The sequence below is a fragment of the Maribacter sp. 2-571 genome, assembly GCF_050589625.1.
Lineage (GTDB): Bacteria > Bacteroidota > Bacteroidia > Flavobacteriales > Flavobacteriaceae > Pelagihabitans.
Map to the genome: position 1 here is coordinate 18,542 of NZ_JBNGOP010000022.1, position 12,490 is coordinate 31,031.

Annotated in this window: 8 protein-coding genes and 1 other RNA gene; 4 read left to right on the plus strand and 5 right to left on the minus strand. The window is 45.7% G+C overall.

All coding sequences use genetic code 11. The features are described 5' to 3' along the window. Positions 1-8: 8 nt before the first annotated feature. Both ACRD7P_RS15065 and ACRD7P_RS15070 read right to left on the minus strand, forming a co-directional pair. On the minus strand, positions 9-2,477 hold the full coding sequence (locus ACRD7P_RS15065; protein ID WP_430908465.1) for a TonB-dependent receptor: 2,469 nt from the start codon (positions 2,475-2,477) through the stop codon (positions 9-11). Between the two features lie 5 nt (positions 2,478-2,482). After that, complete coding sequence (locus tag ACRD7P_RS15070; protein ID WP_430908466.1) at positions 2,483-4,159, minus strand: M23 family metallopeptidase; 1,677 nt, start codon at positions 4,157-4,159, stop codon at positions 2,483-2,485. A gap of 309 nt (positions 4,160-4,468) precedes the next feature. On the opposite strand from ACRD7P_RS15070, the gene ACRD7P_RS15075 reads away from it, so the two are divergent. The 4 genes from ACRD7P_RS15075 to rny all read left to right on the plus strand — a co-directional run bounded on the left by ACRD7P_RS15075 (position 4,469) and on the right by rny (position 6,950). Next, positions 4,469-4,759: a hypothetical protein gene (locus ACRD7P_RS15075; RefSeq protein WP_430908467.1), complete on the plus strand. Its 291-nt coding sequence runs from the start codon at positions 4,469-4,471 to the stop codon at positions 4,757-4,759. Positions 4,760-4,776: 17 nt separating this feature from the next. Continuing rightward, complete coding sequence (locus tag ACRD7P_RS15080; protein WP_430908468.1) at positions 4,777-5,073, plus strand: cell division protein ZapA; 297 nt, start codon at positions 4,777-4,779, stop codon at positions 5,071-5,073. Positions 5,074-5,136: 63 nt separating this feature from the next. Further along, positions 5,137-5,247: non-coding RNA, 6S RNA (gene ssrS / locus ACRD7P_RS15085), on the plus strand. 134 nt (positions 5,248-5,381) lie between these two features. After that, the gene (gene rny / locus ACRD7P_RS15090) at positions 5,382-6,950 is read left to right on the plus strand and encodes a ribonuclease Y (protein ID WP_430908469.1); all 1,569 of its coding nucleotides are present in this window, start codon (positions 5,382-5,384) and stop codon (positions 6,948-6,950) included. Positions 6,951-7,159: 209 nt separating this feature from the next. Here the strand turns inward: rny and ppk1 are convergent, their stop codons facing one another. The 3 genes from ppk1 to ACRD7P_RS15105 all read right to left on the minus strand — a co-directional run bounded on the left by ppk1 (position 7,160) and on the right by ACRD7P_RS15105 (position 12,464). Continuing rightward, complete coding sequence (gene ppk1 / locus ACRD7P_RS15095) at positions 7,160-9,223, minus strand: polyphosphate kinase 1 (RefSeq protein WP_430908470.1); 2,064 nt, start codon at positions 9,221-9,223, stop codon at positions 7,160-7,162. A gap of 278 nt (positions 9,224-9,501) precedes the next feature. Next, the gene (locus tag ACRD7P_RS15100; RefSeq protein WP_430908471.1) at positions 9,502-10,977 is read right to left on the minus strand and encodes a sulfatase-like hydrolase/transferase; all 1,476 of its coding nucleotides are present in this window, start codon (positions 10,975-10,977) and stop codon (positions 9,502-9,504) included. Between the two features lie 116 nt (positions 10,978-11,093). After that, positions 11,094-12,464, minus strand: a complete 1,371-nt coding sequence (locus ACRD7P_RS15105) for a Gfo/Idh/MocA family protein (protein WP_430908472.1) — start codon at positions 12,462-12,464, stop codon at positions 11,094-11,096. Between the last annotated feature and the right edge of the window lie 26 nt (positions 12,465-12,490).

The following is a 12,490-nucleotide window of genomic DNA, read 5'->3' on the forward strand; positions in this document are numbered from 1 at the left end:
TGATTCTTTTAGAAGCGCATTCTCAATTTCACGTTCAATACCCGGCTGGTTAAAAAGTTCGGTACGGCAAACTGCTGTCGGGTATCTACGTCCCTCACCCAAGTATTGGTAATCGAGTTCTGGGTATTGAACAAATTGAAGATCTCAAAGCCACCACTGAGTTCCTTAAATCGATTTAGCCAATGGTTTTTCGGGTATTTTTTGGTATTGTCCACAAAAATATAGGAAATTCCCAAATCCGCTCTACGATAGTCCCGTAATCTGCTTTGGAAAAGATAAGGGTCGGCATTGTTCGGGGATCCCCCCGGAACCCCTGTATTGTACACCAGGTTCAAATACATTTTAAGATTGGGAATGGCCGGTATATAGTCCTGGAACAGGATACCCACCTTTAAACGCTGATCTGACGGTCTTGAAATATACCCGCGATCGTCGATATTCTCTTCGGTCTTTAAATAGCCGAGACTGAACCACGATTCGGTTCCGGGTACAAAGGCGCCGTTCATCCGTAGTTCCGCGCCGTAGGCGTATGCTTCCGCATTGTTATCGGCGGCATAGCGGATCCGAACATCTTCCAAGGTATATGGGTTTACGTTCGATAGTTTTTTATAATAGGTTTCCGCGGTAAGCGTAAAGGGTTTGTCGCCCATCGTAAAACTATATTCACTGCCCAATACGGCATGTAGCGATCGTTGTGCATCGACGTTTGGATTGATAATTCCGTTTTGGTCCCTAAGTTCCCTGTAGAAAGGAGGCTGTTGGTACAATCCCGTGGAGAACCGAAATAGGATGTCGCGTTTCCAATCGGGTTTGATGGCGAACTGCCCTCGCGGACTCCACACGGTCTGCGATACCGTTTCGATTCCTTGGCCCCGAACCCGCCAGTGCTGGCCCCGAACCCCGAGGTTGTAGTAGATATCGTGGCCGTTCCAATCGGTCTGGTCGCTATACTGTACAAAACCGCTAAAACGATCGGTTTGAACGAGGTTGGTTTCATCCAAGGCTTCAAAGGCCGCAATGGGCGCCTCAAAAGGGGTTTCCGGTTGGTCATTTACAAATTCCCCGCCAAGGGGACGGACGAAAAACCCGACCGAATCGATGAATTCGGATTCTTTGATGCGGTCACGAATGTCTTCATACGAATACTTAACGCCCCATTCCACCACCTTTTTATTTTTCGCGAACCTTCCCTTGTGCTGTAAGTTAAAGATCAGGGCATCCAAATCGTTACGGGCCCTATTCAGTTCCGAACCCACTCCCTTGGAATCGACGACATTTCCCAAATTATCGCTTCCGAGGTTGGTGTCCACATCGCCCAGTTCATATTGCGCGATAACATCGGAATATTCCTGTTCGGTGGTATGGTAAAGTGAGGAAATGAGCTTGAGCGTTAGTTGCTCGTTCACAATATAGTTTCCCTTGAAGGCGCCCAACGCGGTATTGAATCGATTGTTCTCTTGGCCCTGATAGAAAACGGTAAGTCTGCGAGGATCATCCAAAGTGCCAAAAGTGGTTTCCCTGTTGATCGGTTCGTTTTGATAATCGTTTACCGATAAGGTACCTAAAAAGTTAAGATAGAATTTTTTGGAAAGACGATAGGTAAAATACCCTTGCATGTCTACAAAGATAGGGGTCAAGTTGGTCTGGGTTTCCAAGGTGTTCAACAACAAATTGTTGTTTCGATAGCGAAGCCCCATAATACCGCTAAAGTTTTTATCCTTTGATACGGTTTCTACGGAGGCGGCGGCCCCTAGAAAACTGAGGTCCAGTGTGGCCCCGAACGCCACGGGATTTTTATAGGTGATGTCGAGTACCGAAGAAAGCTTGTCGCCATATTTTGCCTGAAAACCGCCCGATGAGAATTTTACGCCCTGTACCAGATCACTGTTTACAAAACTCAGACCTTCCTGTTGTGCGGAGCGCAACAAAAAAGGGCGGTATACCTCAATTTCGTTGACATATACCAAGTTTTCGTCATAATTACCACCTCTTACCGCATATTGTGTACTGAGTTCGTTGTTGGAGGAAACCCCTGGTAACAGCTTTAAAATATTTTCCACTCCGGCGTTGGCGCCGGGAATTTTGCGAACCGTTTCGGGGGACAGGGCAACCACGCCTTCGGCCCGTCGTTCGCCGGAGGCACTGACCGTAACCTCTGCAATCTGGATGGCATCGGTTTTTAAAACAGGGTTGAATTGATAGGTTTCGTTGGTGGTCAGGATTAGTGCGTTCAACACCACATTTTTGTGGCCCACATGGGAGAAGGTAATGTCGGTCGGTCGGTCGGCGATCAGTTCCAGAATATAGAACCCGTCCGCGTTCGAGGCACTACCACTTTCCGCAGTGGTAACATTTACACCCGCCAGCGGTATATCGTTTTCGTCCAGTACCACTCCGGTTATGGTCGCCGTTTGCGCCAGTACCGAACCCAAGGCCCCAAAAAGGAAAACATAAAAAAGAAATAGGTAGCCCCTCAATTTTTTTATTTTCTAGAAAACGCGTATTCCTCCGTAGTCGCGTTTCCCACATTATCGGTTACGGTCACCTTAAGTTCACATTGGGTCTTGTTCAAGATCAAATCGTCAAAGTTATAGGTAAGCGTATTGGTTTTAGGTTCATATTCCATTAGGATCCACTCCCCGTTCAAGGTCGCCGAATACCGTTTTACACCGCTGAGGTCGTCCGAAATATGGAGGCTAAGATAACTATAGTTGTTTAACCATTGCCCTTGTTTGAAATTCTTTGGGCGTATTTTTGGGGCAATACTATCTTTTACCAAGGTATAAGTGCCCAAACTTCGGGTTTTGGTGGTAAAGGAATTCCCCCTTTTATAGGTGGTGGCATGGCTGGGCCTGCCCTTACTGTCCAAACGGGCGATAAAAAGCTGTTTTCTTTCCGAAGCGCTGTACTTTTTCACATCAAAGGTCAAGGTAAACTTTCGGTGGGCGGGTACCTTATTGTTGTGAATGGTAACCGTATCGTTCCCTTTTTTAAGGTCGAGGTAGAAATTTTCGTAAAAGGTATTGGCAGGAAAGTACACCTTTGCAGCACCCAGGTCGTAATTATTGTTTTTTCCGGCAATAAGATAATGTTCCGTTTTTATGCCCCCCTTGGCAGTTTGTACGGGCTGTTTTTTTCCTTTAACCGGGATGATCACTTTGGTTTCGTTACCGGCCAAATCTTTTAAGACCAAGGTGGCACTATAGCTCAAGCCTTCTTGTATCGCAATCTTACCTTCGTTATAAAGCGTATTGTAGATGTTCAATTTGTTTCCGGCGGATTTAAAGCATTTCTGCACCCGTTGGCGATAGCGTCCAAAATGCTCGTAGTCGATCAGGGTATTGATGTAACGGGTTTCCCCGAACGAAAAGGTCTCAAAGTCGTAATCGGTATACACTTTGCCGTTTACCTTGAGCGTTACCGAGTATACCCCGTTTTTATTGGCGGCCATATCCTGACGGTCGAACCCTTTGAACCCAAAACCGATTTCCCCGGCCGCAAAAACGGTTTCCGCAAGATAGCTACCATCCGTTTGCCTTGTAAACTGGACTTCCACTTTCGATTCGCTCTGGTTTACTTGGGCGTCTTCGGAGAGGGGATAGGCATAAACCTTTTCCAACACCGGATTGGTGGCATCCCTGACCTCAAGGCCATACAAGAGCGGGTTTGTGGGTTTTTCCGAAACGCTGCTCCGTATTTCGAAATGCAGGTGTGGGCCGGAAGAGCCTCCCGTGTTACCACCATAGGCGATAACGTCCCCCTTTTTTAGGGATACCTCGCCCAAATCGGGAAATACCTCTACCTGATATGATTTTTTTTGGTACTGAACGGCCTTGATGTACGCCTCTATTTCTGGCGAAAACTTCTGTAAATGCCCATAGACCGAGGTATATCCGTTCGGGTGTGCGATATATATGGCCTTGCCATAGCCCCAATGTGAAATTTTAATACGGGTCACACTGCCATCGCCAATGGCATAAATGGGAAGTCCCTGTCGCTGTTGGGTCTTAATATCGATTCCGGAATGAAAATGATTGGAACGCAGTTCCCCGAAAGTCCCCGCTAGGATTAGGGGGATGTCCATAGGTGATCGAAACGCCTCCTGGGGATAGGTCGTTTGGCCGTTGCCCCAAAACGGAAAGGATGCCAATAACAGCATGCATAGCTGTTTGCGAAAAGAAGGGGAAGGAAGAAGATGCACCATAACAACTCAAATGCGTTTAATGATTTAGAAACGGGTTTTTTAACAAGGTATTGGGGTATCGAGTAAAAAAATCAAGGTAAATTTAATCAGACCATTACGATTTTCCATCTTCAAACCGGAAAATCGCTCAATAAATTGAGAAAAATAGTACAGATACCAAACCGCAAAAAGGCCGCAAAGGCGTCCCTTTAAGAATATTTAAAAAAGTATTGCCCAGTAGAGGCAGGTATGTTAACTTTGTGTAAACAGCATTGAATTGGGTGTATGAGTGAATTGGTGCAAATCGTGGATTCCTTCGAAAACAAGATCAGTAAATTGTTGCACCGAATGGAAGTATTGCATCAGACCAATCTGAAATTGGAAAAAGAGTTGGTTTCCGTTAAAAACGAAAAGGAAGGCATACGAAATTCGGTTTTGGAATGGGAGGAAAAGTATAATTCACTCAAGTTGGCCAGTTCGATGTTGGGCAGTAATACCAATAAAACAGAAGCTAAGCTTAAAATAAATACATTAATCAGGGAGTTGGACCATTGTATCGCCCAGCTCTCCGAATAATTGGAACACATATCAAGATGTCGGAAAAGCTAAAGATCAAGCTTTCAATTGCAGATAGGGTTTATCCCCTTACGATAGACCCCAGTCAAGAAGAGGGGTTGCGAAAGGCTGCAAAAAACATCGAACAATTGGCAAAAAAATTCGAACAGAGTTATGCTGTTCGGGACAAACAGGACGTTCTGGCCATGTGTGCCCTGCAGTTCGCATCGAAGATCGAGCAAAAGGGTATCGAAAAATCGGAAGATACTTCTGAAGCATTGGAACGGTTAAAGGCATTGGATCGTTTGGTGAATACCAAGCTTAGCATCAAGTAAAGTAGTATACGTTCTTTAAAATATATCAAAGTTACTGCCCACATTGGTACTATCTTTTGACAAACTCAACGTTAATTAAGTTTAAAAAGGGTGAGTTTAGGTCGTAAAAGCAAGCCTTGCATGTACAAGGATCCTTGATCGGTCTGTTAGCCCTAAACCTGTTCATAGGAGTTTGTACAAAACTTCTCCAATGTGGGTTTTTTTATGAGATTTTTCGAGTGCTTTTGCGATAAGCGGGGCGCTTACAACAAACCAACGAACAAAAACGGAACGGTACAGCTACCTTTCCAATAGTTAAAACTAAAAACATGGATGTTACATCAATTATAATAGGTGCGGCAGCGGGGCTGCTCATCGGCTTTGTTATCGCCAAATTTTTGGAAAAAGGAAAAGCTTCCAAAACGGTGGCCAATGCCAAAAGGGATGCCGATAGTATTTTAAAAACGGCTAAAACGGAGGCCGAGGGCATTAAAAAGGATAAGATCTTTCAAGCGAAGGAACGTTTTTTGGAATTAAAGGCCGAACATGAAAAAGTGATCATTGGCAAGGACAAAAAAATAAACGAAGCGGAAAAACGCACGCGGGACAAAGAGTCGCAAGTGAGCAACGAGCTGGCAAAGGGCAAAAAACTCAACCAACAGCTCGAGTCGAAAATCAAGGACATGGAACACCGCAGCGACATTCTCGAGAAAAAGAAGAGCGAGCTGGACAAATTGCATAAACATCAGGTACAACAGTTAGAGGTAATTTCAGGACTTTCGGCCGATGATGCCAAAAGCCAATTGATGGAATCCTTAAAGGAGACGGCCCGTACCGATGCCATGGGCTTTATACAGAGTACGGTGGAAGAGGCGAAGTTAACGGCAGCGCAAGAAGCCCGAAAAATCGTCATTAATACCATACAGCGTATCGGTACCGAGGAAGCCGTTGAAAACTGTGTGTCGGTGTTTAATTTGGAGTCCGACGATGTTAAAGGACGTATCATAGGGCGGGAAGGCCGGAACATCCGGGCGTTGGAATCGGCTACCGGCGTAGAAATTATTGTTGACGATACCCCGGAGGCCATCATTCTTTCCTGTTTCGATTCGGTTCGCCGTGAAGTGGCCCGATTGTCGTTACATAAGTTGGTGACCGATGGTAGAATTCATCCGGCCCGTATCGAAGAAATTGTAAAAAAGACCGAGAGACAGATCGAACAAGAAATCGTTGAGGTAGGTAAACGTACGGTCATCGACCTCGGTATACACGGCTTGCACCCCGAACTGATCCGTGCGGTAGGGCGAATGAAGTACCGATCTTCCTATGGTCAAAATTTACTACAACACTCTAGGGAAGTGGCCAAATTATGTGGCGTGATGGCCGCCGAATTGGGTCTCAATCCTAAACTGGCCAAACGTGCCGGGCTTTTGCACGACATTGGTAAGGTACCGAATACGGAAGCGGAGGTGGAGACGCCGCACGCTATTTTAGGAATGCAGTGGGCCGAAAAATATGGGGAGAAGCCTGACGTATGCAACGCCATTGGGGCCCACCACGACGAAATTGAAATGAAGACCTTGATATCGCCGATCGTTCAGGTGTGTGATGCCATTAGCGGAGCCAGACCGGGCGCGCGACGACAGGTACTCGATTCCTATATCCAGCGTTTAAAGGACTTGGAGGACATTGCTTTTGGCTTTAACGGCGTTCAGAAGGCTTATGCCATTCAGGCCGGTAGGGAACTGCGGGTAATTGTGGAGAGTGAAAAGGTAAGCGACGATAAGGCGGCTGCACTTTCCTTTGAAATTTCCCAAAAAATACAAACGGATATGACCTATCCCGGACAGGTAAAGGTCACCGTTATCCGCGAGACCCGAGCGGTCAATGTGGCGAAGTAATAAGCCTTGCTTCTTGAAAACAAAAAAAGAGCCCTTTCGGGCTTTTTTTGTTTTTATAAGTTTGAGGTTCAATGATCGTATCGGTTTTTTCGAAAAGGCCGATGAACATTTACTCGATAATCGAGATTTAAAATGCTCCGACGCTTGCGTCGAAATCAATATTAATTTTCGTTCTAATGCCTCATGGGTTTGCCCCGAGGTTATTTACTTTATGGGGTCAAACGATTTTTTAGATACCGGTAAATGGCTAGTTGAGAGCGAACGGCTGTATTGTCCGGGGACGGCTTTTTGAGGGTATTGGTCCCTTTTGCATCTATTTTACGGGCTTTAACGTTGTCCTTGAATTGTAGTTCCAGAATATCCTTAAGTTCCCGTAAAACCGAATCGTCCAAAATAGCGGTCAACACCTCAATACGTTTGTCGAGGTTACGGGTCATCCAGTCCGCACTACCGATGAACATTTTTTCGTTTCCGTTATCGTGAAAAAGAAAAACGCGTGCATGTTCCAAATAGCGGTCTACGATACTGGTAACCGTTATGTTATCGCTAAGGCCCGGAACACCGGGAATCAAACAACAAAACCCCCTAACCAAAAGGCGTATCCGAACTCCGGCCTTGCCGGCTTTATAGAGCAGGTCGATCATTCGCTTGTCTTCTAAACTGTTCATTTTAATCGATACCCCTGCTGGCTTCCCCTGGCGTGCATTGGTAATTTCATTTTGCAACAAAGCTTCAAAACGGGTTCTGGTGGTAAACGGTGAAACGATCAAAGTATCCAGTTGTGGTGCTTCAATTTCCCGTTTCAATACCGCGAACACCTGCTGCAGATCGGAAGTTACCTTTTCGTCGGCGGTAAAAATACCGTGGTCACAGTACAGCTTTGCCGTTTTGGCATTAAAGTTCCCGGTACCGATATAGGCATAACGTTTTTCGATTCCAGCTTCTTCGCGTTCGATCAATAAAATTTTGGAGTGTACTTTTACGTTGCGAAAACTGTAGTGGACATGTCCCCCGTTTTCTTCGAAAATCTTGCCCCATTTCAGATTGTTCCGCTCATCGAAACGGGCCTGGACCTCTACAAAAACATTGACCTCTTTTTTATTGGTCAGGGCGGTCAGCAGGGCGGACGTCAATTGGGAGTCGTTTGCTACCCGGTACAACGAAATAGTTATGGTGCGTACATTTTTATCCGTTGCCGCTTGGGTCAGCCAGCTTTCCAGATAATCGAAACGTTGATAAGGAAAATGTACAATGCGATCTTTATCAGATATCAAATCAAAAAAGGGATCACCGTTTTCAAAATCCGGATGTAGGAGTGGAGGCATAGGTGCATCCGATAGGTCCATTTTGGAACCATCCCTGGGAAACGAAAAAAATGCACTGAAATTATGATGCTTGCCCCCCGGCACCATATCTATTTTGCCCAACGCTAAAAGTTGTCGTAGTCGTTTTTGAGTTTTTTTTGGCATTCCCGTTTCAAACAATAAACGGGTAGGTTGACCGTCATTGCGCTGCGCCAACGATTCATAAATCTGCTGTACCCATTCCCCATCGTAATCATCATCCAAATAGAGCGCCGCGTCACGAGAAATTTTGATTATATGTTTGCCTACAATTTTTTTATCGGGAAAAAGGGTATGCACATGACGCTTGATAACATCCTCCAAAAATGCATAGGTCACTTGGGTTTCGGTATGCGAGAGGGTGATAAAACGCGGAAAATCGGCAGTCGGTATTTTTAAAAATCCCAACGTATCGCTTTCCGAAAAAGAGAGCGTAAGATACAGTTGTCCATCTTCAAAAGTGTCCGTTTCAATGTCGGTGTCATAGGTTACCGATAGTTGCGCGGCCAAATGTTCTTCAAAAAATGCAAAACTTTTGGCGTCGGCAGCGGCATCGAACGTTTCCGGAAGCAAAAGGGTGATGCCCTCACGATGCATTTCCGGCAGCAGTTCCGTGTAGAACAATCGGCCAAAAAATTCTTGTTGTTCCTGAACGTTCTTTAAAATCTCTTTCAGTAGTTTGTTCGGTTTAAGGGCCAAGGGTTTTCGAATGGCTTTTTTCACCTTTCGTATTTGTCGTAATTTGGATACACGCACCTTAAAAAATTCATCAAGATTGGAAGAAAAAATAGCCAAGAACTTTAATCGTTCGTACAGGGGATTGCTGTTGTCGGCAGCTTCCTGTAATACCCTGCCGTTGAAATTGATCCAGTCCAGGTCCCGGTTTTTATAAAGATCCTTGTTTTTTTTAGTATTGGTCACGTTTTCCATAAGCCTATAAAAGTACCGATTATGTGATGGCCGAACATTATCCCAGCGTTAAGATTGTATTGGGTCTATGGCCGCTGCTATACCAATTACCCGTTAAAATGAGCCAATCTAACTTGTTCATTTATTTTTCTTGTAAGCGTTTGGCGTAGCTATGGCTATGCAAAACCTTTATGGCCTCGGTAAATGAAAAAGTAACTTCGTTGTTTATGGTTTATTTTAACGGGTAATTGTAATTAAACCTGCATTGTCAGGTTGGCGTACATAATGCGAATAACGTCTTACATCAGGTGGGTAAGGTCCAATGGGTCGTTCAATTCTTGTTGCTTGTCCAATAGCGCCCGAAAAAGGGTTTTTATGTGTTCCGAGTACTGTGCATCTTTCGCAAGGTTATATTGCTCTTCCGGGTCCTTCTTCAAGTCGAAGAGTAGTATTTTATTTAATTTCGGATAAGCGATAAGTTTAAAACCATTTTTCCGGATCATACGCTGTGTGGTCATATATGCCCCATAAATTCCATCATATGCGCTTTCTGTCCGGATCCCTTTGGCCAAATCTAAAACGCTATTGAAAAAAAGAAAATCCGGGGCATCCATCCCGGCCAGTTGTAGTGAAGTGGCCATGGCATCCTGTAAATAGATGTCGGCGGGTATTTTTTTATTTTTTGGAATTCCGGGACCGCTAAAAATGAAAGGGGCCCTGATGCTGTGGTCGTATTGGGACTGTTTACCCAGTAATCCATGACGCCCCACGGAAAGTCCGTGATCTGCGGTAAAAATAAGGTAGGTATTGTTCATTTTTCCTGCGCTTTTCAACATATCCACAATTGCTCCGATTTGAGCGTCAACATGTGAAATTGCGGCATAATACTCTTTCAGGTGTACCTTTACCGCATATTCCGTTCTGGGATACGGGGCCAAGGCTTCGTCCCTCAAATTACTTCCGGTACCGATACTGTCCTTAAATGGGTATTCCGGAAGAAAACTTTTGGGAACCCCTATATCTTTCAGGTCATATTTTTCAAGAAATTCCTTTGGGGCCTGTCTGGGGTCATGAGGCGCATTAAACGCCAGGTACATAAAAAAAGGATTTTCACTTTTTTCGGCTTTTTGAATAAAGGATATGGCGTCGTCCCGTAATACTTCGCTCCAATGCTGTCCACCTTTCCAGAACCCCCCAAACTTTGGATCGGATGGAGACCATGCAGTGTCCCGTTCATTTTTGGGACGGTTGTAGCCTATCGGGAGCTCATCGGAATTTTTCCAGTTAAAGTAACCTCCCTTTCCGCTATTGATCCATGCATCTCCAGGCATTCCCGGCCTAACATGGGCGGTTTGTTGAAAAACGCTATCGGCAGGGGCGTCCACATGCCATTTACCGGTCATATAAGTGTCATAGCCGGCCTTTTCCATTAGTTTTCCCCAGGTATTTTCCAGTTGTTTTCCCGTTTTCCATTTTTCCGACATGTCCCGTGCATCCCAAACACTTCTGCCCGAAATCAGCATTGCCCTTGATGCCACACAAACCGCTCCGTTCCAGGCGCCCATGTTATATGCATTGGTGAAAGTGGAGCCGTTTAGGACCAAGCGATCCAAGTTGGGGGTGTGCACTATATCGTTGCCCAGGGCGCGAATGGCAGTGTACGTCATATCATCCGCAAAAATAAAGACGATGTTGGGGCGGGGCTGTGGTGGATCTACCGTTTTTTTACAGGAGAGAAAAAGAAATATGGGGCATATGAACAACAGTATTTTCATTGGGTAATGTTATATTATTGATAGGTTGACCGGGACGTTCCGAAGACAAATTTTTTATAGTATGGTGTATGCTTTAGGGCCGTTTACGCTGTTGCATCCATGGCAAGCGCATAGTTTTAAAACAATTCTTTTGAGGGGTGTTGCCATCCCTCCCTGTAAGCCCGTTGTAATAGTTTTGTAGCCTCGGGGTCGTTAACGATCACTTTATTGATAGCATCGTAGGACAGCGGGCGCTTTAAGGCCAGGGCCATATTGGCCAAAATACAGGAAGCTGTTGAAATGTGGCCTTCCCTTAGGTCGGCCACGGGATCGCTATTTTGGTCTATCGCTGATAAAAAATCCAGCATATGGTTGCGGGTGGCGGGAGCGGTATGCAGTTCAATATCCGCTTCGCTAAGGTCTTCCGGATACTCTTCCCTTTCATAGCGCACCTTTCCCGTAAGGATCTTTCCTTTTTTTACAGGAACAAACTCATACTTAAAAACACTGCCCGTAAGCGTTCCTTTGTCCCCGTAAATTTTGAACGCCCACGGGTATTCCGGGTCGTCGGGCGTTCCCCAACTTCGGTGTTGCCAAACACAATCCAGTTCGTCGAACTCAAAAATGGCATTTTGGGTATCGGTGGTATTGGCCTTGGCGTCTTTTTGCACATAGATGCCCCCGGTAGAGCTGATGCGTTTCGGCCAGCCCAGGCCGAGCATCCAACGAACGGCATCCAACATATGAATGCACATATCGCCAACAATACCGTTTCCATATTCCATAAAGGAGCGCCAACGGCGGTGCGGAATACCATCAAAAGACCTCAGGGGCGCAGGGCCTGTCCACATGTCGTAATCAAAATAGTCCGGGACCGGTGCGGTGGGGCGGTTTTTCGTGTCCCGCATATGGTAATAGCACCACATTTCTACATGGGCAATGTTCCCTAACATTCCCGTGTCCACAATTTTTTGTTTTGCTTCGATCAGATGTGGCGTACTTCTTCGTTGCATGCCCACCTGTACGGTTTTGCCATATTTCTTGGCGACGGCCATAAGCGCTTCCCCTTCCAGAACATCCACACTAATGGGTTTTTGCAGGTATATATGGGCGCCTGATTTTATGGCATCAATGGCCTGCATGGCATGCCAATGATCGGGAGTGCCGATCAGTACGATATCGAGCCGCTGTTCGGCAAGCATTTTTCGATAATCGGTATATTGTTTGGGAGGTGTGTGTTTCGGTTGTCGTTGCGCTACCAATTTAGCGGCAGCGGAAAGCTGACGTGCATCCACATCACAAAGCCCTAAAACGCTTACATTGGCAACTTGCATCAACCGAAAAAGATCACTTTTTCCATACCATCCGGTTCCGATCAAACCTACTTTAAGGGCACGGCCATTGGGGGTGAGGTCCATACCATAAGCGCCCAGGGAAGACAGCGCCATGGCAGCGGTAGCCCCCTTGATAAAATGCCTTCTATCGATATGAAAATTTGTTTTGTCCATGCTAAACCGCCGGAACGGTTTCTAAA